Origin of the sequence: Tenacibaculum sp. Bg11-29, assembly GCF_002836595.1 — a bacterium.
Lineage (GTDB): Bacteria > Bacteroidota > Bacteroidia > Flavobacteriales > Flavobacteriaceae > Polaribacter.
This window is the reverse complement of the sequence record NZ_PJBB01000003.1, coordinates 891,840-915,638: the sequence shown is the minus strand read 5'-3', so window position 1 is coordinate 915,638 and position 23,799 is coordinate 891,840. Positions and strand designations below refer to the sequence as shown.

Annotated in this window: 22 protein-coding genes; 9 read left to right on the top strand and 13 right to left on the bottom strand. The window is 27.6% G+C overall.

Going from position 1 to position 23,799, the window contains the following annotated elements:
* Positions 1-7 precede the first annotated feature (7 nt).
* The 4 genes from CXF68_RS04085 to recA form a co-directional block, all read right to left on the bottom strand.
* Positions 8-868 carry a GyrI-like domain-containing protein gene (locus CXF68_RS04085; RefSeq protein WP_101043094.1) on the bottom strand — a complete coding sequence of 287 codons (861 nt, stop codon included), beginning with the start codon at positions 866-868 and terminating at the stop codon, positions 8-10.
* A gap of 93 nt (positions 869-961) precedes the next feature.
* Positions 962-2,050 (bottom strand): acyltransferase family protein, encoded by a 1,089-nt coding sequence (locus CXF68_RS04080; protein WP_101043093.1) that lies wholly within the window; start codon positions 2,048-2,050, stop codon positions 962-964.
* 226 nt (positions 2,051-2,276) lie between these two features.
* A complete protein-coding gene (locus CXF68_RS04075) occupies positions 2,277-7,553 on the bottom strand; it encodes a GEVED domain-containing protein (protein ID WP_101043092.1) in 5,277 nt (1,758 codons plus the stop codon).
* A gap of 210 nt (positions 7,554-7,763) precedes the next feature.
* Positions 7,764-8,771, bottom strand: a complete 1,008-nt coding sequence (gene recA, locus CXF68_RS04070) for a recombinase RecA (RefSeq protein WP_101043091.1) — start codon at positions 8,769-8,771, stop codon at positions 7,764-7,766.
* A 115-nt stretch (positions 8,772-8,886) separates the two neighbouring features.
* Between recA and CXF68_RS04065 the strand changes: the two genes are divergently transcribed.
* From CXF68_RS04065 to CXF68_RS04045, 5 genes are all read left to right on the top strand, one after another.
* Complete coding sequence (locus tag CXF68_RS04065) at positions 8,887-9,678, top strand: aldose 1-epimerase (protein ID WP_101043090.1); 792 nt, start codon at positions 8,887-8,889, stop codon at positions 9,676-9,678.
* 71 nt (positions 9,679-9,749) lie between these two features.
* Positions 9,750-10,148 (top strand): hypothetical protein, encoded by a 399-nt coding sequence (locus tag CXF68_RS04060; protein ID WP_101043089.1) that lies wholly within the window; start codon positions 9,750-9,752, stop codon positions 10,146-10,148.
* Positions 10,149-10,259: 111 nt separating this feature from the next.
* A complete protein-coding gene (locus CXF68_RS04055) occupies positions 10,260-11,102 on the top strand; it encodes a hypothetical protein (RefSeq protein WP_101043088.1) in 843 nt (280 codons plus the stop codon).
* A 64-nt stretch (positions 11,103-11,166) separates the two neighbouring features.
* Positions 11,167-13,185 (top strand): TonB-dependent receptor, encoded by a 2,019-nt coding sequence (locus CXF68_RS04050; RefSeq protein WP_101043087.1) that lies wholly within the window; start codon positions 11,167-11,169, stop codon positions 13,183-13,185.
* 3 nt (positions 13,186-13,188) lie between these two features.
* On the top strand, positions 13,189-13,758 hold the full coding sequence (locus CXF68_RS04045) for a pseudouridine synthase (RefSeq protein ID WP_198553746.1): 570 nt from the start codon (positions 13,189-13,191) through the stop codon (positions 13,756-13,758).
* 81 nt (positions 13,759-13,839) lie between these two features.
* Here CXF68_RS04045 and CXF68_RS20480 read toward each other — a convergent pair whose 3' ends face one another.
* On the bottom strand, positions 13,840-13,986 hold the full coding sequence (locus tag CXF68_RS20480) for a hypothetical protein (RefSeq protein ID WP_157821848.1): 147 nt from the start codon (positions 13,984-13,986) through the stop codon (positions 13,840-13,842).
* A 252-nt stretch (positions 13,987-14,238) separates the two neighbouring features.
* On the opposite strand from CXF68_RS20480, the gene CXF68_RS04040 reads away from it, so the two are divergent.
* Complete coding sequence (locus CXF68_RS04040) at positions 14,239-14,652, top strand: transposase (RefSeq protein WP_101043086.1); 414 nt, start codon at positions 14,239-14,241, stop codon at positions 14,650-14,652.
* 281 nt (positions 14,653-14,933) lie between these two features.
* On the opposite strand, the gene CXF68_RS04035 is transcribed toward CXF68_RS04040, so the two are convergent.
* From CXF68_RS04035 to CXF68_RS04015, 6 genes are all read right to left on the bottom strand, one after another.
* Complete coding sequence (locus CXF68_RS04035; RefSeq protein WP_101043085.1) at positions 14,934-15,512, bottom strand: TetR/AcrR family transcriptional regulator; 579 nt, start codon at positions 15,510-15,512, stop codon at positions 14,934-14,936.
* A gap of 82 nt (positions 15,513-15,594) precedes the next feature.
* A complete protein-coding gene (locus tag CXF68_RS04030) occupies positions 15,595-16,224 on the bottom strand; it encodes a flavodoxin family protein (protein ID WP_369800550.1) in 630 nt (209 codons plus the stop codon).
* A 121-nt stretch (positions 16,225-16,345) separates the two neighbouring features.
* On the bottom strand, positions 16,346-16,792 hold the full coding sequence (locus tag CXF68_RS04025; protein WP_101043083.1) for a GNAT family N-acetyltransferase: 447 nt from the start codon (positions 16,790-16,792) through the stop codon (positions 16,346-16,348).
* Between the two features lie 38 nt (positions 16,793-16,830).
* Positions 16,831-17,265 (bottom strand): ribose 5-phosphate isomerase B, encoded by a 435-nt coding sequence (gene rpiB / locus CXF68_RS04020; RefSeq protein WP_101043082.1) that lies wholly within the window; start codon positions 17,263-17,265, stop codon positions 16,831-16,833.
* A 660-nt stretch (positions 17,266-17,925) separates the two neighbouring features.
* On the bottom strand, positions 17,926-18,093 hold the full coding sequence (locus CXF68_RS20780) for a hypothetical protein (protein WP_169720514.1): 168 nt from the start codon (positions 18,091-18,093) through the stop codon (positions 17,926-17,928).
* Between the two features lie 72 nt (positions 18,094-18,165).
* Positions 18,166-19,077, bottom strand: a complete 912-nt coding sequence (locus CXF68_RS04015; protein ID WP_101043081.1) for a diacylglycerol kinase family protein — start codon at positions 19,075-19,077, stop codon at positions 18,166-18,168.
* 114 nt (positions 19,078-19,191) lie between these two features.
* Here CXF68_RS04015 and rnr point away from each other — a divergent pair, with 114 nt between their 5' ends.
* The 3 genes from rnr to CXF68_RS04000 all read left to right on the top strand — a co-directional run bounded on the left by rnr (position 19,192) and on the right by CXF68_RS04000 (position 22,398).
* Entirely contained in the window at positions 19,192-21,408 is a 2,217-nt protein-coding gene (gene rnr, locus CXF68_RS04010) for a ribonuclease R (RefSeq protein WP_101043080.1), read from the top strand.
* Between the two features lie 90 nt (positions 21,409-21,498).
* Positions 21,499-22,176 (top strand): head GIN domain-containing protein, encoded by a 678-nt coding sequence (locus CXF68_RS04005; RefSeq protein ID WP_101043079.1) that lies wholly within the window; start codon positions 21,499-21,501, stop codon positions 22,174-22,176.
* A 33-nt stretch (positions 22,177-22,209) separates the two neighbouring features.
* On the top strand, positions 22,210-22,398 hold the full coding sequence (locus CXF68_RS04000) for a twin-arginine translocase TatA/TatE family subunit (RefSeq protein ID WP_101043078.1): 189 nt from the start codon (positions 22,210-22,212) through the stop codon (positions 22,396-22,398).
* Positions 22,399-22,458: 60 nt separating this feature from the next.
* On the opposite strand, the gene CXF68_RS03995 is transcribed toward CXF68_RS04000, so the two are convergent.
* Both CXF68_RS03995 and CXF68_RS03990 read right to left on the bottom strand, forming a co-directional pair.
* Positions 22,459-22,776 carry a heavy metal-binding domain-containing protein gene (locus tag CXF68_RS03995; protein ID WP_101043077.1) on the bottom strand — a complete coding sequence of 106 codons (318 nt, stop codon included), beginning with the start codon at positions 22,774-22,776 and terminating at the stop codon, positions 22,459-22,461.
* Between the two features lie 3 nt (positions 22,777-22,779).
* A complete protein-coding gene (locus CXF68_RS03990) occupies positions 22,780-23,706 on the bottom strand; it encodes an SPFH domain-containing protein (protein WP_101043076.1) in 927 nt (308 codons plus the stop codon).
* Positions 23,707-23,799: the final 93 nt, after the last annotated feature.

The window sequence follows — 23,799 nt, the reverse complement described above, 5'->3', positions numbered from 1 at the left end:
TTTAATGTCAATTTTTTAAAGGTACATAAATTTCTGTTTCATACTCATTTTCGTCATTCGTATGGCTTTCATGTTTTATATAGAACTCTAAAAAAGGTTTTTCAGAAACCTCTTTTCCAGAAGTAAAAATCCAATTACTAAATATTTTATCATAGGTTTTACTAATAGATCTATAATCACCTATATGTATAAAAACAGCATATTTTTGACTTGGGATTATTTTCGTTTTAAACTTTTTACTTGGTATTTTAATAACTTCATCTATTATAATACAAGCATCGTAATTATAGCTTATTTTTTCAGAAATAATAGGTTCATCCCAAATTATACCAAAAGAAATTGCTTCATCTATATTGATATTTACAGCCGCAGATTCAGTTAATAAACGATTCCATATTTCATTAATTTGATTATTATAATAATCTCCTTTATAAGTTTTATATAATACTTTTTTAGATTTTAATTCTATAATTCTATTTTCAAAAAAAGGCATAATTGTATGTTGTTTACTATTCTTTTTTTGTAGTATCTCTTCTTTTTTATTTCTGTAAATAGCAGGTGAAATACCATAATGTTTTTTAAATGCTTTACTAAAAGATTGTACATCAGAATAGCCTACTTTATCGGCAATCTGCTTAATTTCGTCTTTAGTAAATAATAACATTTTTGCACTATTTTCTACTTTTACTCTTATTACATAAGCACCTATAGTTTCTGCATAATTAGCTTTAAAAATACGTTGTAAATTTCTATATGAAAAATTAGATAACTCTTCTAAATCTTCTATTAAAATTTTTTGATAGTATTTGGTTCTTAGATAGGAAACTACTTGTTGTAAACGGTTTATATAATGTTCTTTTGTTTCCATGCAACAAATATAAAATGAAGTTTAAAGGTAGTATTTGTCTCAAATTGACAAAATAGATTAAAAAATCTATCGTTTTTCAACAGGTTTTAATTTTTAAACTTTAATAAAAATTTTCTTTTTAAACATTAAATATCCTAAACTTACATAAAATAGAACTACTGTTAAACCATATAATAAAGAAGATAAATTATCAGGTAAAAAGGAATATACAAAAATATTTTTGTACACATAATTATGTAAATTAGTGTCTCCTATTTTTGTTAAATACATTATTATTGATGTAAGACTGGATAAAAAATAAATAGTAATTGCATTCATACCAACGTATTTAAAAATATTTCCAAATTGTAATTTTTTAATATCCTTTAAATAATAGATTATTGCCAATATTAAAGTTGCCCAACCACTTGTTGCTAATACAAAACTACTACTCCAAATAGCTTTATTTATAGGAAACCAAACATTTAAAGTATAACCTAAAGCTAATAATATAATTGCTGCTAAAAAAAGTTGCTTAATTGTTTTAAGTTCATCTAATAATTTACCAATTAATATACCAGACAAACAAGTAACTAAAGATGGTAATGTGCTAAATAAACCTTCAGGATCATAATCTGGTTTCCACATATGTTTTCCTAAAATATTTAAATCTATATAATTAGCCCAGTTGTTTGGTGCTCTATTAAAAGTTGGCAATGTACCGTCTGAGAATGGAAGAAAACCTAAAATTAATGCATAACTAATTAATATTGTAGCACTAATTGCTAGAATAGTTTTCCAATTATAATTAAGATATAAAATTGATGATATAAAAAATACAATTCCTATTCTTTGTAAGACTCCTGTAATTCTAAGAGTTTCAAATTCTCTTATAAAAGGAAAATATGGTAAGAAAGTATTTAAAAATAAACCTAATCCTATTAACTTTAAACTTCGTACTGCTATTTTTTTATAAATAATTATTCCTTTTTTTTTATTTTTATATGAAAAATAAATTGAGATACCTACTATAAATAAAAAGAAAGGAAATACTAAATCTGTAGGTGTTAATCCATGCCATTCTGCATGCAATAAAGGTGTATAAACAGAGTTCCATGTACCAGGAGTATTTACCAAAATCATAGCAACAATGGTAAACCCTCTTAATAAATCTACAGATTCAATTCTTTTTTTTTTAATCATAATTAACTTTAATTAAACCTTTCTATTTGTTAAGCATATATAATTTAGAAGGTTTAGTAAAAGTATCAAAAAAATTATTATTCTATATAACTGAAATTCAGTAATTAAAACAAAAAACATCTTATTACAACCAATTTTAATAAAATTGTTTTGTCGTAAATTTATTAAAAAAAAAAGCGATTGAAATTTCAACCGCTTTTTATAATATATATTTTACATGTATACTTTATTTTTTTATAAACATTTTATATTCTATTTTCTTTCCATTTAATATCTGTAAAATATAAGTTCCACTTTGTAAATCTTCTAAATTAAATCTAATTTTTTGATTATTAATATTTGTTTTTTCTTTAATCTTCTTACCTGTAATATCTACTATTTGAATGATAATATTCGAATTTTTAATTACAGTATTTTTACTGAAAGTAACCATCAATTCACTACTAACCGGGTTAGGATATATTGTAGTTTCATCTAACTTTACATTAAAAGTATTAAATTTTGCCTGAGTACTAGAGTTTATACTTACAGTATAATCTTCTACTTCACCATCTCCAACACTACCACATGAATTTGGAGCTGTATCATATTTCATAGATACTCGCATTCTTGTATTTCCTGATTTTGCAGTTGTTGGTACTACTATTGATCCTGTTACTACTGTTGTTGAAGAGGATCCAGCATCAAAAGCTACCTCATCAGTTCCAAAAGTACCATCTTGATTATAATCTATCCAAACTTTAAAATACTCTTTATAAACAGTACCTGAATGTCCAGATGTTAAGGTTATATCAGTTGTTGACCCACCTGTTAACGTCATTGTTTTTGAAGTAAAATCTGAATACTTTTTAGCATCTGAATTATTTATAAAACTACCCACTTTTACTCCTGAAATCCATTCGTATTGTACGCGTGTTCCTGCTGATTCACAATAGGTAATAGGATTTGGATTTGTTGACTCTGAAATATTTACAGTATAATCTTCTACTTCTCCATCTCCAACACTACCACACGGATTCGGAGCAGTATTATATTTCATAGATACTCGCATTCTTGTATTTCCTGCTTTTGCGGTTGTTGGTACTTCTATTGTTCCTGTCACTGCTGTTGTTGAAGAGGATCCAGCATCAAAAGCTACCTCATCAGTTCCAAAAGTACCATCTTGATTATAATCTATCCAAACTTTAAAATACTCTTTATAAACAGTACCTGAATGTCCAGATGTTAAGGTTATATCAGTTGTTGACCCACCTGCTAACGTTATTGTTTTTGAAGTAAAATCTGAATACTTTTTAGCATCTGAATTATTTATAAAACTACCCACTTTTACTCCTGAAATCCATTCGTATTGTACACGTGTTCCTGCTGATTCACAATACATAATATTAGAGCCTTTATTTACTGTAATATATCCTTCTTTTATCTCAGTATTATTACCACCTAAATTACTAGCTGTTAATGTTACTTTAAATATACCTTCTGAATTATATTTAATTGAAGGATTTTGTTCTGTTGATGTAGCTGGTATACCTCCTTCAAAAGACCATGACCATCCTGTAGGACTATTCGTAGAACTATCAGTAAAAACAATCATTGTTCCTGCTGTAATTATAGTTGAATTTGCTTCAAAACTGGCTACTGGAGCTTGTACAGTTGTTCCTGTAAGGTTAACTGTATAATCTTCAATATCTGCTTCAACTATTTCACCACATCTTGGTCTATCATTATTATCGTATGAATAATAACGGATAACTCTCATTAAAGATGTTCCGTTTGAATAAATTTTAGGAACTGTTATATTTCCATTTAATACCATATCAGGAGTATCTGAAGCTACTGCTCTTCTTTCATAAGCAATTTCATTATCAGAAAATTCATTGTTTCTATTCCAATCAATCCAAACAACTAAATTAGTTCCTGCTTCACTTGTTGCATTTGTAATTTGTTGATATGTTGTTAATTCTATAGGATATGTTTGTCCTTGCACAAGACTTGTAGACAGACTAGTGAAATCACCATATCCGGTTCCTCCTTTTTCAGTTATATTATTAATATCACCAAAAACAACTTTAGTTACATCGTTTCTTCTTGGATAAGTACCTCTTCTTGAAACTTCACAATATGCTGTTGGATGTGGATTAACTTTTAATAATTTTTCTATACTCTGTGAAACAGTTCCTTTTTTAACTGTTAATTTCACTTTAAAATTTCCTACATTTTCGTAATAGATACTTGGCGGTGTTTTGCCATTAAATGTAGCTGGAATTCCTCCTTCAAATTCCCAGTTCCATGAATCTGGTTCTCTAGTAGAAGCATCTGTTACTACCAATAATTCTTTTGCAGAAATACTTGTTGGCATTTCAAATTTAGCTACTGGATATATTGGATTTAAATTTGAAATATTAATTGTATAATCTTCAACTTCACCATGTAAAAAGAAATCACAAGGAGATGGTTTAGGGTTATCTGATTCTGTTTCATTTTTCATTGTTATTCGTAACGTATATGTTCCATTTACATTTGGTAACGTTACTTCACCTCCATAGTCAGTACCAGCAGGGTAAGGGTTTGACATATGAATTTGTTCTCCATTATCTTCAAAATCTTTATCTCCATTTAAATCAATCCAAATTCCAAGAATGTTAGTACCAGATGTTTTTATTCCATCATCTTTTATAGAAAAACTATTTGCTCCAGGACGAACTTTTATCATTTTACTTCTGAAATTAGTATAGTTTAGAGGAAAATCAGACTTTTGAGAAAACTGTTCAAAATTAAAAGTTCCTATAGCACTAGAAGAATCATCATACTTCTCATTAATATTTGCAGCTGCATAACAATAATCGTTAGGTATTTGACCTACTGTAATAGCTTCATTAGGTTTTTTATTATAAGCTATAGCTAGTAACCTAGCTTCAAATCCGTTTGGTTTAGATTCAAATTTCATCCAACCATAATGTAATCTTCCAGCTCTATCTCTAAAACGTAACCCTGTATATGTTACTTTTCCGTTATGAGGAACATTCGTTCCTGATAATTTTGGAGCATTATTAACTCCATATCCGGTAGATACAAAACTACTTGATGCATTTACTTGTGTTCCAACACTTAGTGAAATAGGATGTAGCGTAGTAGCATCCATTGTAAATCCTTTTCCTCTACCATTTAATACTACAAATTCTCCACTGCCAGAATTATCAGTATAATGACTTATAGAATACCTTGAATTATCACCAAAATCAAAATCTGTATCAATATATATCCATCTATTATTATTACTACTATTTATCCACGGAGTTAAATTTTCAGTACTTATATAAGTGATATCATAAGGATCAAAAAATCGAACTTGTAAATCAAAGTTTGTTTTATTACTAGGTACAACACTAAATGCAGCATCTTTAAATTTTAATTTTGCTAATGTACCATCACCGGTAACATGGCTACTAGCAGTACCTTGTAATTTTAATTTACCTAATTTATTATTTATTTTCTGAATAGTTGCCGTTAAACCAAGTGGTAAATTATCTACCGTAAAATGTATTCCACTTGCTAAATTTTGAGATGTAAAGCTTGCTGTTCCTTCTAAAATAATATCTATTTCTTCAGAAAATGTACCGTTATTAATTTCATCTTCAAAAAATACTGGTTTAGATAATGCTACAAATGGTTTATCTGTTATACCTGCTTTTACTGATGCTTCAGGATTTTTATGTGAATAAAAATCTATAAATCGAGCTATTTTACCGTCTGAAGACACTTCAATTCTTGCCCATCCATAAAAATATTTACCGGGAAAAGATTCTCTTTCAATTCTCATACCTACAAAACCTCTTTTACCTCTCCAAGCTTGATAAGTATTATCTGACAAAAGTCTATCTCTATCATCATGATTCCAATTTAAATTAGGTCCAATTGTAGTACCTTCTTCAATTAGCAAAACTTGTTTACTAGCATTTACAGCTACATGTTTTGCACCAGCATCGAACCCAATCATTAATTTATTATCATCAACAGAAAGTTCATATCTAGGTCTTTGTTGACCTTTGGTTATTCCAAAACCAACAAAATTATTTCCATCTATAGCAACTTGTCTTAATTCGTTAAAAGTTAAATATGTACTTTCATAAGCATTATTATATTCTACACGTAAATTTGGTCGGCTATATCCTTTAATATTTGTAGCGTTAAAACCTGAAAAAGCTGCGTTATTAAATGTTATTTTTAAGTTTCTTATATTATTAACCTTTGTATGATTAGTTGCATTTCCTGATAAACGTATAACCGCCTCAGTATTGCTACTACTTACTACTTGCACACTTAAACCTAAAGGTAGATTTTCAACAGTATAGCTATTACTAGGTAATGTACCAATGTTTGAAAATTTTGGTCCATTAACTAATCTAATTTTTACGTCTCTTCCTCCACCTATAGCTCCGTTATTTTCAAAACTTTCTGTAAATGTGGTAAAATCATAATATAACTCTGGCCCATTAGGGTTTTGAGAAAATACTTGAGCATGATTATTTGTTTGCCATAAAGGTTTTCTTGAAGAAAATTCTAAAGCAGCTTGCATACGCTGTACTTGTCCCCTTGTAAACATTCTATAACAATCAGAATAATCCATAAAATTCTCTGAATTTGGAATACCTGCTCCAGCACATTTTTCTTGTGTAACTACACAATCTAAACTAACTGTAGTAGCAGGAGTATCATCTACATTATCGCCTGTACCTGAGCATCCTCCTTCAAAAGTATGAGCTAAATTTAAATAGTGTCCAAATTCATGAGTTAGTATTCTTCTAAAGTTTTCATCACTATTAGTTCCTAAATATCTTCCATTAAAAACTGCTCTTGCTACATTTCTATCAGACTGATCTTTATTTGGATACCAAGCTACTCCTGATCTATTAAGTTTACCATCCTTTTTTAAATCTAAAAGAATGTAAACATTAAAATATTTATAATTATCCCAAGCAAACTTAGCTATTTCATCATCATAAATATTGTCTGCTCCAAAACCAGCTCTATTAGTATAATAGTTTATTCCTGTTGTTGGGTTTCCGTTTGGATCTACTTGAGCTAAACGAAACTCAACATCTAATGTAGTTCTAAGGTTTTTAAACCTGTTAGATACATCATTAAAATCATTATTAAGTCCGTTAAAATCTTCATTCGTTTTCTTTAATGCTTCTTTAACCAAAGCATCATCAACTTTTTTACCAACAAAGTCAGTTCCAAAAACATGAAATACTATAGGTATTACATATTTTGATGCTTTACTTGCTGTTCCATTTTTAAATTGTTCTTTTCTTTTTTTTATAATTTTTTTAGTTAATTCCTCAAGTTTATCAGCTTCTATTTTTGCTTTATTATTTTGTGAAAAATAATTTTGTCTTGATGGTGTTTCACAACGAATGGGTATATCACTGTTTTCTTGGCAATACATAGGAAGTGATAATAATCCTATAAACAATAAGATAATTTTTGTTAGTTTTTTCATCTTTGAAGGGTTTTATTAATAGTTAATTTCCAACAATTTAACATTAACTTTACATAAATAATAAGTATAGGTAATATAATACCACTATATGATAATAAATCAATAAAAAAAGTATAAAATCATTAAAAAAACCAACAAAAAAAAGCTGTAGAAATTATTCTACAGCTTTAATAATAATATATTTAGAACTTTTAATATGTATATATTTACTTACTCTTGCTCTTCAATAGCAGCTTTAATTTTACCTTCTAATTCTTCTGCTAATTCTGGATTATCTTTAATTAAGCTTTTAACAGCATCTCTACCCTGACCTAATTTAGTATCTCCATAACTAAACCATGAACCACTTTTCTTTATAATTCCGTATTCAACACCAATATCTAAAATTTCACCAACTTTAGAGATTCCTTTTCCATACATAATATCAAATTCTGCAATTTGAAAAGGAGGTGCGACTTTATTTTTTACTACTTTAACTTTAGTACTGTTACCAATAACTCTATCACCATCTTTAATTTGTGTTCTACGACGAATATCTAAACGAACAGATGCATAAAATTTTAATGCATTACCACCAGTTGTAGTTTCTGGGTTACCAAACATAACTCCAATTTTTTCACGTAACTGGTTAATAAAAATAACTGTACATTTTGTTTTACTAATAGTACCTGTTAATTTACGTAATGCTTGAGACATTAAACGGGCATGTAATCCCATTTTAGAATCTCCCATTTCTCCTTCAATCTCAGATTTTGGTGTTAACGCTGCAACTGAATCAATTACAACAATATCTACCGCGCCTGAACGGATTAAATTATCAGCAATTTCTAATGCTTGCTCACCATGATCTGGTTGAGAAATAATTAAATTATCTGTATCTATTCCTAAGTTTTCTGCATAAAAACGGTCAAAAGCGTGTTCTGCATCAATAAAAGCTGCAATACCACCTGCTTTTTGAGCTTCGGCAATAGCGTGTAATGTTAAAGTTGTTTTACCTGATGATTCTGGTCCATAAATTTCAATAACTCTTCCACGAGGATATCCACCTACTCCTAAAGCTAAATCTAACCCTAAAGATCCTGATGAAATAGCTTCAATATCTTCAACTTTACTATCTCCTAACTTCATTACTGCTCCTTTTCCGTAAGTTTTATCTAACTTATCTAGAGTAAGTTGAAGCGCTTTTAATTTCGCTTCTTTTTCTTTATCTGCTGCCATAAATCGTGCTAATTATATTAAAAATAAGAGTCGCTAAGTTATAAAAAACTATGCTTATTTTACTATCTTTTTAAGCTACATTTTGTATTATTGTTTGGTTTAAAATTTTAAATATATGAGTGCTACTATTCTTTTAAAAACGATACATAGTTCGGCAACTATTAATAAGGGAGAAGTTATTAGTTTTATTGCTAATAATGAAGAGGTTATACATTCTAAAAATGCACCTGGTTGGAACGCTTCAGATATAGAAATGTTTCCTGTTATTGGACCTACTAAGTTTAATAATTATAGTATTGATACCAAAAATGGTATTGGCAAACAAGACCAACACGGTTTATTACGAGAACTTACTTACAAACTTATTTCTAGTGATACCACCACTGTTATTTTTGAAAAAAAATATGTAAAAAATACCCTTGTAAAAAACACTAAGTTCCCTGAAAAATCTACTCAAGAAAATTTATATTGGCCTTATGATTTTGTTTTTAGAAAAATTATTTCTCTTAAAAATTCATCTTTAAAAATTGATTTTGAAATTAATAGTGAAAAAGGAATGCCTTATATGTTAGGATATCATCCTAGTTTTAAACTTTCAGGTTCAGGAACCGAAATTGTAAAAACTAAAGAAAAAGAAATTACTTTAAATGATATTCTAAATGTAGGTTCAGCTGCATATAAAGTTTTAAATTCCGATGAAATTCTTCTGATTAAAAATGATTCATCAAATATAAAAATTACAACTAAAAATTTTAATAATTTTATGTTGTGGACAGAAGTTAATAATATGGTTTGTTTAGAACCTATAACTCAATATCCTTTGTTAGAAACTCAAAATTATTCAGAGAAAAACATGAGAATAAGTTCAGGTAAAGAATTATTTTCTTGTAAGATTGAACTACTTTAATTTTTATTTTTTCTTGTAGAATATGACTAAAATCATCTTTTTAACAATGATTTGTGTTGTATTTTTGCTAAGTGAAGTTTCGACTTACATATAAGGTATCTGCTTTTATTTTAGCAATGGTATTAGTATCCTATACTATTTACCAAATATCTGTTGTAGCATATTATATTTCATATCAAGATTATATAATAAAAGAATTATGTGTTCAAAAAGAAAATCAACAGGGTTGTAATGGAAAATGTTATTTAATGAAAAAGCTTACTAATGAAGCTTCAGATAATAATGCTAACACTCCTCCTAAAAATGATAAAAAATTAATAGAAAATTTTGTTTTCTTATTAGCTAAAAATACGCTTGTTAGTTTTAAATGCGTTTCTGATTTAGACATTAAAAAAATAGGCTATAAACAAAAATTTAAAGACTCTTTCTTTTTAGAAAAAGAAACACCACCCCCAAAATACTTCATTTAATTATATCGAATATTTAAGTAATAAATAAATTTATTACAGCTTTTTTATACGTTTTATTGGTTAAAATTACACCAATACTTCGTGATGTACCTAATATTTAATAAAATAAAAATGAAAACTTTAATATATATATTACCAATAATAATTGCCTTATTCATTTCATCTTGTTCTAGTAATGATGATAATTTAATTTTAGATGAAACAACGGCATTAAACCAAATACAAACACTTTCTAATACCGATCATGATGTAGAAATTTTTTCTACTAAAAATAAATTAGAACAAGGATATAACAATATATACTTAAGAATAAAAGACAAAACAACTGGTGATTATATAAAAAATGCAAATTTAACATGGAAACCAATGATGCATATGACAAATAAAATGCATTCTTGTCCTAAATCTACAATACAAAAAACAGAAGGAAAAGAAACTTTATATAATGGATATATTATTTTTCAAATGGCAGAAAATGCAACCGAAAAATGGGATTTAACAATTGATTATACGGTTAATACTATTTCATATACTGTAAATGATAAAATTACTGTTCCTGCTTCTTCAAAGAAAAAAGTTACTGTTTTTATGGATAGTGATAATACAAAGTATGTATTAGCTTTAATAAATCCTGATACACCAAAAGTCGGTTTAAATGATTTTAAAATTGGAGTATATAAAATGGAAACTATGATGTCTTTTCCTATTGTAGAAAATTATATGATTAAACAAGATCCAAGAATGCCGAGCATGGGAAATCATAGTTCACCAAACAACACTAATTTAGAATACAATACTACATCTAAAATGTATGAGGGTGACTTATCTTTTACAATGACAGGTTATTGGAAATTAAATTTAATGTTATATAACAATACAAACACCTTAATTAAAGGGGAAGAAGTTACAGATACTAATGATAGTAGTAGCTTATTTTTAGAGATTGAATTTTAAATATAATTAAAGCCTAGAATAAATATTTATTCTAGGCTTTATATTTTTTATAAACTATTTAGTTATGAAAAAAATTAAATTCCTTATAGCTTTCTTAACTGTATTTCAAACGATTTATTCTCAAGAAGAAAGCATTAAACAAGATACTTTAGAAACTCATAATTTTTTAAAAGAAATTATTATTATAAGTAAAAAAAGAAAAGATGTTGATAATAAAAAGTACATAAAACCATTATCTTCCTTAGATCAATTTTTAGAAGAATCTTCTAAAATTAATATGATTAAAAGAGGTAATTATGCATGGGAACCAACAATTAATAACATGATTTCTGATAGAATTAGTGTTACTATAGATGGAATGCAAATTTTTGGCGCTTGTACTGATAAAATGGATCCTATTACTTCTTATGTAGATATTTCAAATTTAGAAAAAGTTGCCATTTTTTCTGGACAACATGGAAATGAAAACGGGCAAACCATTGGTGGTGCTATTGATTTAAAATTAGATAAAAATAATTTTACATCTGTTGGTAGTAAATTAGTTACCGGATTTGATCTTGGTTATGAAAGTAATTCGAACACAAAAATTATTGGTATAGAAGCAAATTACAACGATAAAAAATTATTTTTAAATACCGATTTTATAAAAAGAACTGCTGGAAATTATTTTGATGGAAATAATAATGAAGTACTATTTTCTCAATACAATAAATATAATTTTTCAGCAATAACTGGTTATAAATTATCATCCACTAAAAAAATTGGAGCAACACTTATTTATGATGAGGCTACTGATGTTGGATATCCTGCTTTACCAATGGATGTTTCTTTAGCCAAGGCTATTATTGGTTCTATAAATTATGAGTATTCTAATGAAAAAAAGTTTATTAATGATTTAGAAACTAAAATTTATGCAAATGCTATTACTCATATAATGGATGATACTAAAAGACCAAATGTTGCTATTCATATGGATATGCCTGGTTGGAGTGATACTTATGGGTTTTACACTAAAATTAAAGCTAAAAAAAATAACCATTCTTTTTTAGCTAACTTTAATGGTTATTATAATAAATCGTTGGCAGAAATGACAATGTATCCTCCTAACAGTACAGAAAAATTAATGTTTATGCTTACTTGGCCAGACGTAAGAACTTTGTATTCTGGAATCTATTTAGAAGACAAAATTTTTATAAATAAAACTACTTCAGCTCAATTTAGTGCAAGAATAGGTTTTCAGAATAATAATATAGCAAGTGATTTTGGTTTAGGAAGTTTACAAATTTTTTATCCAAATTTAAAAGCTTCAAAAAATAGGTTTTTACCAAGTATTTCTGCTCAAATAACACATAAAAAGGAGTCATTTACTTATACTTCTTCTATTGGTTATGGCGAAAGAGCACCTTCAGTAAGTGAAGGTTATGGTAATTTTTTATTTAATAGTTTCGATAATTTTGATTACATCGGAAACCCAAATTTAAAAAATGAGAAGTCATTAGAATTCAATGCTAAAATAGCCTATAATAAAAATAAATTTAAATTTATTTTTGATAACTCTCTATTTTATATTTCAGATTATATTATTGGTAAAATAAATACTAATTATACACCAATGGTTATTGGTGCAGATGGTGTTAAAGTTTACAGTTCATTAGATAATATACTACAATTTAATACTTCTTTAAATACTACTTATAAGTTTAATTCAAACTTTACTTTAAACGGATCTGTTGGTTATAATTATGGTAAAGAAATTAATGGTGAAAATTTACCATTAATTTCTCCTATTTCGTACAAAGCAAACCTCGTTTACACAAAAGGGTTCTTTAATTCTAAAATTGAAGTAGTTGGAGCAGGAACGCAAAATAATTTTTCTAAAATTTATGGTGAAGATAAAACGAAGGAATACACAATTATGAACCTAGATGCTGGATATAAGTTTTATATAAACAACGATAATATTATTTTAAAAACTGGAGTAGAAAATGTTTTTAATACCTATTATTCAACCTATTCTGATTGGAAAAATATCCCTAGAATGGGACGAAATATTTTTGTTAATTTGTCGTACATTTTAAAATAGTACATGGAAAATCACAAACACTTTATAATTCATAAGCCTTATGGTTTTTTATCTCAGTTTATTAACAATCAAACTAAGAGAAAGAAAAAATTATTAGGTGAATTATATAGTTTTCCTGAGGGAACAATGGCTATAGGTCGTTTAGATGTTACTTCTGAAGGATTATTGTTATTAACAACTGATGGTAAGGTAAGCGCGCAAGTGCGTAGTAAAAAAGTAGAAAAAGAATACTACGTACAAGTAGATGGTGTTATTACTCAAGAAGCTGTAGAAAAACTAAAAGAAGGTGTAGAAATTGGGTTTGATGGTAAAAAATATATGACTTTACCAGGGAAATCTTTTTTAATAGAAGATCCTAAATTTCCGTTACAAAACCAAAAAATTCGTGATGATCGTCATGGACCAACAAGTTGGGTTTCAATAATTATTAGAGAAGGAAAATTTAGACAGGTTCGCAAAATGACTGCTGCTGTTGGTTTTCCTACACTTCGCTTAGTTAGAGTTCGTATTGGTGATATTCTTTTAAATAATATGAAACCTGGAGAAGTTATTGAGGTTGGAGAATTGGTCTAATTTTTAATATTAATTGATAATGAAAACATAATAAATACAAATTTAACACCACTTAAAAATAGTATTTATTTATTGGATATATTAGAGTCGTCTACTCGATTGAGCAATGCTTAATTTAACTTTTTTTAAATGTAATTCATCATTCATAATAATATAAGAACCTCCTCTAATATTTATAGCTGAATATTTTTCAATATACATATGTACTTTTTCATCTACAAAGTTCATATCTATTTTTCCGTTTTTACTTTCAAAATTCCAAGTTTAAAAGAACTTCTATTGGTTTATACATTTGTGTCCATTTTGAGGCTTTTCTTTTAAAATTATTTTTTTGTGCTAGTTCAAAATTCGTAGTATATCCAATATAAAATTTTCCTTCTTCTAAACTTAAAGCAAAAATAATATAGTTTTATTTCATCTACTTTTACTCTTAAGAAGTGATTGTGAGATTGTAAATTCTTTATAGTTTCATATTCTCCAATGTTACACCAATATCCACCTCTAACTTATTTCCAACCTTTCTCTTTTATCTCAGCAGCAACGATTGTTGACGAGACTTTGGGTTTTGAATCAATGGTTAATGCAAAACAGTTGTCGAGTTATGCAGGCTATGATATTATATTAAGGGAGTCTGGTAATTTTAAAGGAAAAACAAGAATCAGTAAAAGGGGAAATAGTCATATCAGAGCTACTTTACATATGCCTTCAATGACCTGTGTTCGCTGTAATCCTACTTTAAAAAAATTTTACAATAGATTAAAACCAAGGAAAGCGAAACCATTGGTAGCTTTAGTAGCTGTACAGCGAAAACTTTTAATATTAATATTTACCTTATGGAAGAATGAAGAAAATTATGATACTGAATTTGAAAATAAAAAGCAGCAAAAAGCATAAAACTCTTGCTGCACAGGGTAATAATTTGATGAATCAACTTATTTCCTAAAATTTTAAATAAAAAATTTATTTTTTAACACAGTACCTATGGTTAGTATGGGAATTTAAAGTAGTAAACTTTCGATTAAGCACTTATCCAAAACTTTTTATTTTGTTTTATCTTTTTATTTTTAAAGCCAAATCAAAAGATTTGAAGGACTTTATAAAAATACACTAAACTTTGGGTTAAGCACCTAAACCTGTATTAACTATAACCATTGTTATGTGTTGGCACTATATCTTCAATATGATTTTAAAATTAAAGAAACAATATCTTGTAATTCATCTTTGTTTGCTCCAGATCTCAACATTACTCTAAAACCTAAAATATTGTTATAAACAAAACTAGACATTTTTTGAGCTTCTATCTCTATCGATAAACGTCCATTATCTTGAGATCTTTTAATTAGTTCTGTAATAGCTTCTTTAATTTTATCATTATTTTCATTGATAATATTTGAAATTTCAGAACTATTACAAGAAAATTCAATAGAAGAATTTACAATAAAGCAGCCTTTTTTTTTTGAATCTTCTAAACTTTGTTTTATTATTTTATTAAACACTAAATTTATTACGAATTTAAAATCATTTCCAGAATTCAAAAAATCGATTAAATCCGTGCTTTGTGTTTGTGTATATCGTTTTAGAGATTTGATGTAGAGTGTTTTTTTGTCATCAAAGGTATCATATAAACTAGATCTACTTATTCCTAGTTCTTTAACTAAATCTTGAGCAGAAGTAGCTACATAACCTTTATGCCAAAAAAGATTCATTGCTTTATCTAAGATCTCTATTTCATCAAATTCTTTTAACCTAGCCATATCTAAAAGGTGCTTTATAAAATAATTAATTTATAAAGTTAATCCAAATACGGAACAATTGTTCCGTATTTGGATAGTTTTTTTACTCTTTCCCGTATTTAAATTGCAAAGCAGCAGTAGTAACACGAGCCCCCAAGTGTTCTCCTGTTTTAAGGTCAGAATTTGAAGGAGCCAATTCAGGCCCTAGATCAGCATCTGATTGAGCAGCAGCTCCAAGCCAATAACCATTTCTATTCAAATCATTTTCAGAGCCTGTTGTTGAATTATTTGCTGGAGGTAAACCTAAATTTATCCAATGCATACCATGTTGAGCTGCAAATACAGTAAATTGTAATAGTACATTTAATTTATCTCCAGCTCTTGATGCTGAATTTGTAAATCCCGCAGCAAGTTTATCTTTCCAAACAAAACCTTTGTAAAAAACGTTTTTAGAAGTAGCATCCATAAACTCTTTAAATTGTGCAGATGCAGAGCCCATATATGTTGGAGAACCAAAAATAATGGCATCAGCTAATGCCAACTCATTCCATTTTGTTTGAGCTTCTTTTACGTCATAAAATAAATAGCTTGAAAATTTATTTTGATTTACTCCTCTTAAAACTGCTTCAGCTAATTTTTTTGTATGCCCATAACCACTGTGAAAAATAATAGCAATTGTTACTTGTTTGTTACTCATAAGTCTTTTTGTATATGTTAATAATACAAATGTAATATAATTACGGAATGATTGTTCCGTAATTATATGTAAAAATATTTATTTTAAATCAGGGTAGATAATGTCATTTTTAAATAGGATTTATTTATGGTTTTAATCAACCTATTTTAGAAGTATATTATTCGCTTACACATAACATCTTAATATGTTTAATACCATCCTCTAAATACTCTTCTCCAACTTTTACAAACCCATGAGATTCATAAAATTTTTGTAAATAAGTTTGTGCAGAAATCGTTATTTTATTTTCGTTATAGTTATTAACAATTGCTTGTATAGAAGCTTTTATTAAATCATGACCATAACCATACTTACGCTCTGTATCTTTAACTACAACCCTACCAATACTAGGTGTATTAAAATATTGTCCACTATTAAATAAACGTGTATAAGCTATAATTTTATCTTCCTTAATACCTATAACGTGTAATGCTTTGTTATCTTTTCCATCAAGATCTTGATATACACAATCTTGTTCCACAACAAAAACTTCAGAACGTAATTGAAGAATCTCATACAATTCTGAAGTTGTTAATTCTTTAAAATTTTTTATTAAAAATTTCATTTAAATAATTTTATTAAAAATACTTTATAAAAAACTTATTAGCAATTACATGCTATTTTATTTACTCTATCAGCATGTCTTCCACCTTCGAACTCTGTAGTTAAAAATAATTTTACAAAACCTAAAGCTTGTTGTAATGATACAAATCTTGCAGGGATCGTTAAAATATTAGCATTATTGTGTTGACGTGTTAATGCTACTAACTCATTATTCCAACATAAAGCTGCACGTACACCTTGGTGTTTATTTGCAGTCATTTGTGCACCATTACCACTACCACATAAAATAATACCCATTTCTGCTTGTTCAGTTTCTACTGCTTCTGCTGTTGGATGAATAGCATCAGGATAATCCATACTATTTGAATCATTAGTTCCAAAATTAATTACTTTATGACCTAATTCTTCTAATAACTTTATAATTTCAAATTTATATTCGGTACCTGCATGGTCGTTTCCGATGGAAATTGTCATAATTTGTTGATTTTAATTTAGTTGTCTACTACAAAAATACAGTTATTCACGGTTATCAACAGTAATTAACAATGCTTTTTTTAGTATTCTTAATAAACTACTAAATATAAAGTACTTAAGTAGTATTAGTTAATTGTTAAGAAGTAATAGTATATTTTAAAAAGTTTATTTGATTATTTCATTTTTTTTAACAATACAGCGAGTAGTATGACATACGCAACTTTTTTTATGAGTTTCTAACAAACATTTATCAACATAAAATTAACCTCTTCTTTACAATGAAAATAAAATTAACTATTAATATTTTTTAGTTTACATCTGTTTATAACTATTGTTAATAACTCTATTTTATAGTTGATTTTAAACATGTTATTTATATAATAAGATGTTTATTTTATTTAATAAGTGATATGACCAAAATTTAAATCATTTATTTATACTACATATTAACACACTATAATAACAATCATTTCTTTTTTTAAATTTTAAAAATCTTTTATATATATATTATATATGTTAATAACATCTAATTTTAAAAAATAGAAAATTTTAGAAATTAAGAATCTATAGTAGAAACAACTTAAAAGAATAAAATTCTTAATTTTAAGTATATAAAACTAATGATGTTGATAAATAAGAATAAAACGTAATAAGGTGCTGTTATACTGTCTTATTACTTGTTTTAATAAGATTTAAGGTGTCTTTAGCTTTTACAAGCTCTGTAGGTGCTTTTTTATTTAAAGTAGTATTAATACTTACTACAGTTACAATAATACCTGTAATAAATATGAATATAAATAAAGCAATTATTTTACGTAAGTTTTTCATAAGCTACGACTTCTTATATAAAGACGATACCTATTTATAAATGTTACAGTTTTGTTAAAATTATTTTATTTTTTATGAAATTACAAATTGTAGTGCCTTATGAATGATTGAGGCTGTTACCTTTCCTTTTCCTATTAATTCACCGTCGGCCTGTATAAATGGTTCATTTTTAGTGCACATAGGAGTTACTAACAAAGTAGTTGTAGTAAAGGTTTCTACTTTGTTATGTTTTGTTATTAAACCATTATATAATTTTTTAATATTTACAATTAAATTTAAAAGAGTTAAATTTTTAGCAACTGTAATATCAAAAAAACCATCATTAGAATGTTTGTAATCAGTTAATTGCATACCACCTGCCGAGTATTTACAAATACCAAACAAAGTCATTAAACATTTTGTTTTTATTGATTTATTATCAACTTCAATAGTAAATTTTGTTTTTTTATATAAAAATAAACCAGCAATTCCACTTAAAAGGTAGGCTATTGCGCCAAATCGTTTTAGTTTATTTAACTTATTAACAACATATCCATCATAACCTATACCAGCTACATTATTAAAAAAAGTAGCGGTATTACTTAATTGTAAATGCCCTATATCTTGAAAAATAGTCTTCTTTTTTTTAATTAAATTTACTGCATTATTTATGTTATTTGGTATGTCATAAGTCTTAATCCAATCGTTTCCTGTACCTAAAGGAATCACTCCAACTGTAATATTAGAAGATTTTACATATCTTTGCGTCATAATTCCGTTAACTACATGATGTAGTGTACCGTCTCCACCAACGGAAATTATATTTCTATAACCTTGTTGAATAGCAGTGTGTACCAATTCAATCTCGTGTTTAGAATACGCTGTAAAAGCATAAGAAAAATCGATATTTTTTTCGTTTAATAACTGCTCAATTTCTTTCCATTTTTTAGAAAGTTTTTTATTTCCTGAAACAGGATTAGCAATTATAAACCAAGAATGTATCATAAATATTAAAGTAAAGTATTGCCAAAATACAAAATAGATTGATAACATTTATTTAATAAAGATTAGCATGTATTTATTTGTAAATTGGTAACATTAAAATAAGAAGAAAGATTAATGACAAGAAAGAAAAAAATCTACAAAAAAAAAGGAAAAGTAATTAGAGACTTAACTTTAAAGATTTTCAAAATATTAAAAGAAGATAGTTCAAAGACCTATAATCATAAACAAATTTCAGCTAAAATGGGAATTTCTGATACAGACGGAAAAACTCAAGTACTTAAAAAATTAGTTGAATTACATGAAACAAAAAAAATTAAAGAAGTAGATAGAGGTAAGTACCAAATTAACGAAGACCGTAAATATCATATTGGAACGTTAGATTTAACATCTAACGGAAATGGATATTTTATGTCTGATGACTTTGAGAAAGATATTTTTATTCCATCAATAAATTTAGGAAAAGGTTTACATCAAGATACTGTTAAGGCATTTGTTTATAAAAAACGAAGATCTAGTAAATTAGAAGCTGAAGTAGTAGAAATTATTGAGCGTAAAAAAACTGAGTTTGTTGGTGTTTTACAAATGAATAAAACTTTTGGTTTTGTAATTCCAGATAGTCAAAAAATGTCTGCTGATTTATTTGTTTCTCAAAACAAATTAAACGGAGCAGAAGATGGAGACAAAGTGGTTGTACAAATGACCGACTGGCCAGAAAATTCTAAAAACCCGTTTGGAAAAATTACACAAGTTTTAGGTAAACCAGGAGACCATGAAACGGAGATTCATTCTATTTTATTAGAATATGGATTGCCATATGAATTTGCAGAAGAGATTGAAAAAGAAGCTGAAAATTTACCTATTGAAATTACTGAAACAGAAATAGGAAAACGTCGTGATATGCGTAAAGATTTAACTTTTACGATAGATCCTAAAGACGCAAAAGATTTTGATGATGCTTTGTCATTTACTAAATTAGAAAATGGTAATTATGAAATAGGAATTCATATTGCAGATGTATCACATTATTTACAACCAAAAACTATTTTAGATGATGAAGCTTATGATAGAGCAACATCAGTTTATTTAGTTGATAGAGTTGTACCAATGTTACCTGAAATGTTAAGTAACGGAGTTTGTTCTTTACGACCACATGAAGAAAAACTAACCTTTTCTGCAGTTTTTGAGATGAATGAAAAAACACAGATTGTAAATCAATGGTTTGGTAGAACAGTAACGTATTCAGATCAGCGTTTTGCATATGAAGAAGCACAAGCAATCATTGAAAACTGTAAATTATCTGATAGCATCGAACCGTACACTATGCCGCTTGATATATCAATAATTGATAAAGAATATGAAGTAACACCAGAAATTGTAGAAGCTACCTTAAAACTAGATGAATTAGCTAAAAAACTACGTAAAAAACGTATGAAAGCTGGTGCAATATCATTTGATAGAGTTGAAGTGAAGTTTGATTTAGATGAAAAGGCAAATCCTGTAGGAGTTTTCTTTAAAGAATCTAAAGATGCTAATAAACTAATAGAAGAGTTTATGTTGTTAGCAAACAGAAAAGTAGCTGAATTTATTGGCTTTTCTAAAGGAAAAGAAACAAAAAATACATTTATATACCGTACTCATGATGAACCAAATATAGATAAATTGGCTTCATTACAAAATATTATAAATAAATTCGGATATAAAATTAATACTGAAACAAAAGAAAAAACATCACAATCTTTAAATAAATTATTAGCTGATGTTCAAGGTAAAGGTGAAGCTAATATGGTGGAAACTTTAGCTATACGTTCTATGAGTAAAGCCGCTTATACTACTCAAAATATTGGGCATTATGGTTTAGCTTTCGATTATTATTCTCATTTTACATCACCAATACGTAGATATCCTGATGTAATGACGCATCGTTTATTACAACATTATTTAGATGGAGGAACTTCTCCTAAATCAGATGAATATGAGGTAAAATGTAAGCATTCTTCTCAAATGGAAGAAATGGCTGCAAAAGCGGAGCGATCTAGCATAAAGTATATGCAAATTAAATACATGAAAGATCATCAAGATGAGGAATTTGAGGGTGTAATTTCTGGTGTAACTGAATGGGGTATTTATGTTGAAATTTCTTCAAACAAATGTGAAGGAATGGTTAGAATTAGAGATATAAAAGATGATTATTATATTTTTGATGAGAAACAATATGCTATCGTAGGACAATCATCAAATAATATAATACAGTTAGGTGATAAAGTTGTTGTAAAGGTAAAAAATACCGATTTAGAGCGTAAACATTTAGATTTTCATTTAATATCTCACTAATTTATTTTAATTGTAACAATAAATTTTAATATTTGTCTTTATAGTACTGGTATAATTATTGGTTATATTAAGTAACTAACAAATTTTATTATGAAAAAAATAGTATTTTTAAGTTTGTTTCTGATGACAATGTTAGCATCAGCACAAACAATAATTACAAAGAAATTAGGAGAATTTACCACCATTAAAGTATTTAATGGTATTAATTTAGAATTAGTTAAATCGACTGAGAATAAAATTATTATTACTGGACAAAAAGCAGAAAAAGTAACTGTAAAAAATAAAAATAACACCTTAAAAGTAGCTTTAAAATTTCCTGAAACAACAGCAGATGGTAAAGTAAGAGTAACGGTTTATTATGAATCAATACTACAAGTAATTGATGCTAATGAAGGAGCTACTGTAACAGGTAAAGGAATAGTACAGCCTCAAGTTGAAATAAAAGCCCAAGAAGGCGCTTTTATTAATATGGTGGTTAATGTTAAGCATTTAAAAGTTAAAAGTACTTCAGGGGCTGTTATTAAGCTTTCAGGTTCTACTAAAAACCAAACTGTTGAAGCTAATTTAGGAGGAATGTATCATGGGTACAAATTAAAGGTTAGTGATTTAAATTATGTACGTGCTGGTTCAGGATCTAAAGTAGAAGTGCAATCAGGTGAAACATTAGATGCTAAAGTTTCTTTTGGAGGATCTATTTTTTATAAAGGAACTCCTGAAGTTTTTAAAGACAAAAAAGTAATCGGAGGTGTAATAGAACAAAGAAGTTAATTTTGTATATTTGCTTTGTAAAATTTAATTAAAATGATTTCACTTACTATATTTTTAGGAATGATTGGACCTTGGCAAATAGCCATCGTAGTTGCATTAGTATTATTAATGTTTGGAGGTAAAAAAATTCCAGAATTAATGAAAGGTTTAGGTACAGGTATCAAAGAATTTAAAGATGCTACCAAAATCGAAGATGAAGAAAATACTGAAGATAAAAAGTAATTATATATCTTCTTACCATATAAAAAAAGCCGAAACTAATTAGTTTCGGCTTTTTTATGTTTAAAATTTAATTGCTGTACCGGAGGCGGTTACCATTAGCATCCCTCCACTTGGTCCAACAGTTTCATAATCTAAATCAACACCAACAATAGCATCAGCACCTAAAGAAGCTGCTCTTTCTTGCATTTCTCTTAAAGATGTCTCTTTAGCCTCACGTAAAACCTTTTCATAAGAAGCAGAACGACCACCAACAATATCTCTAATTCCTGCAAAGAAATCTTTAATAAAATTTGCTCCAATAATTGTTTCACCAGTAACAATACCTAAATACGCTGTTGCTGGTTTATTCTCTATTGTTGGGGTTGTTGATATTATCATAGTTTATGATTCTTTTTTATTTGCATTAACTTCTTTCATACTCTCCCCTATTTGATTTGTTGCAGCGAAGCTAGCAACCATATCATTTAGCATAGAACTTGCCGCATTTGGGTTATTAGGTAGTAAAATTAAGTTACTATTTGTATCTGCTCCAATAGATTGTAATGTATCGTAATGTTGTGTAATTACTATTAAGGCAGAAGCTTCTTGTGAGTTAATTCCTGCTTTATTTAATACTTCTACTGATTCTTCTAAACCACGAGCAATTTCACGACGCTGATCTGCAATACCTTTACCTTGTAAACGCTTACTCTCTGCTTCTGCTTTTGCTCTCTCAACGATTAAAATACGTTGTGCATCTCCTTCATATTGCGCAGCAGTTTTTTCTCTATCTGCAGCGTTAATTCTATTCATTGCTTCTTTTACTTGCGCATCAGGATCAATATCTGTTACCAATGTCTTTATGATGTCATAACCATAAGTCATCATTGCTTCATTCAATTCAGATTTTACTGCAATAGCAATATCATCCTTTTTTAAGAAAACATCATCCAATATCATTTTAGGTACTTCAGCACGTACAACATCAAATACATAAGATGTAATTTGATCATGAGGATAATCTAATTTGTAAAAAGAATCATACACTTTTTCTCTTATTACTTTGTATTGTACAGATACTTTTAGTTTAACAAATACATTATCTAGGGTTTTAGTTTCAATAATTACATCTAACTGTTGAATTTTTAAACTTAATTTTCCAGAAATCTTATCAACTACAGGAATTTTAAAATGTAACCCTGATTGACGAATACTGTGAAATTTTCCAAATCGCTCTATAATAGCTGCAGTTTGTTGTTTAACTGTAAAAAATGATGTTAACAAAATGATTAATCCAATAAATATAATCGGATAATAATAAATAGGCATAGTTTTATTTTTTTTTAATTAGTATGATTGTAAAGATACATATTTTTACGATCTATTTATTTGACGCATATTTTATAAAATGTTACATTTTTT

Coding starts and splice junctions, on each gene's coding strand:
- CXF68_RS04085 (WP_101043094.1), bottom strand. CDS start 868: ATGGAAACAAAAGAACATTATATAAACCGTTTACAACAAGTAGTTTCC.
- CXF68_RS04080 (WP_101043093.1), bottom strand. CDS start 2,050: ATGATTAAAAAAAAAAGAATTGAATCTGTAGATTTATTAAGAGGGTTT.
- CXF68_RS04075 (WP_101043092.1), bottom strand. CDS start 7,553: ATGAAAAAACTAACAAAAATTATCTTATTGTTTATAGGATTATTATCA.
- recA (WP_101043091.1), bottom strand. CDS start 8,771: ATGGCAGCAGATAAAGAAAAAGAAGCGAAATTAAAAGCGCTTCAACTT.
- CXF68_RS04065 (WP_101043090.1), top strand. CDS start 8,887: ATGAGTGCTACTATTCTTTTAAAAACGATACATAGTTCGGCAACTATT.
- CXF68_RS04055 (WP_101043088.1), top strand. CDS start 10,260: ATGAAAACTTTAATATATATATTACCAATAATAATTGCCTTATTCATT.
- CXF68_RS04050 (WP_101043087.1), top strand. CDS start 11,167: ATGAAAAAAATTAAATTCCTTATAGCTTTCTTAACTGTATTTCAAACG.
- CXF68_RS04045 (WP_198553746.1), top strand. CDS start 13,189: ATGGAAAATCACAAACACTTTATAATTCATAAGCCTTATGGTTTTTTA.
- CXF68_RS20480 (WP_157821848.1), bottom strand. CDS start 13,986: ATGAACTTTGTAGATGAAAAAGTACATATGTATATTGAAAAATATTCA.
- CXF68_RS04040 (WP_101043086.1), top strand. CDS start 14,239: ATGTTACACCAATATCCACCTCTAACTTATTTCCAACCTTTCTCTTTT.
- CXF68_RS04035 (WP_101043085.1), bottom strand. CDS start 15,512: ATGGCTAGGTTAAAAGAATTTGATGAAATAGAGATCTTAGATAAAGCA.
- CXF68_RS04025 (WP_101043083.1), bottom strand. CDS start 16,792: ATGAAATTTTTAATAAAAAATTTTAAAGAATTAACAACTTCAGAATTG.
- rpiB (WP_101043082.1), bottom strand. CDS start 17,265: ATGACAATTTCCATCGGAAACGACCATGCAGGTACCGAATATAAATTT.
- CXF68_RS20780 (WP_169720514.1), bottom strand. CDS start 18,093: ATGAAAAACTTACGTAAAATAATTGCTTTATTTATATTCATATTTATT.
- CXF68_RS04015 (WP_101043081.1), bottom strand. CDS start 19,077: ATGATACATTCTTGGTTTATAATTGCTAATCCTGTTTCAGGAAATAAA.
- rnr (WP_101043080.1), top strand. CDS start 19,192: ATGACAAGAAAGAAAAAAATCTACAAAAAAAAAGGAAAAGTAATTAGA.
- CXF68_RS04005 (WP_101043079.1), top strand. CDS start 21,499: ATGAAAAAAATAGTATTTTTAAGTTTGTTTCTGATGACAATGTTAGCA.
- CXF68_RS04000 (WP_101043078.1), top strand. CDS start 22,210: ATGATTTCACTTACTATATTTTTAGGAATGATTGGACCTTGGCAAATA.
- CXF68_RS03995 (WP_101043077.1), bottom strand. CDS start 22,776: ATGATAATATCAACAACCCCAACAATAGAGAATAAACCAGCAACAGCG.
- CXF68_RS03990 (WP_101043076.1), bottom strand. CDS start 23,706: ATGCCTATTTATTATTATCCGATTATATTTATTGGATTAATCATTTTG.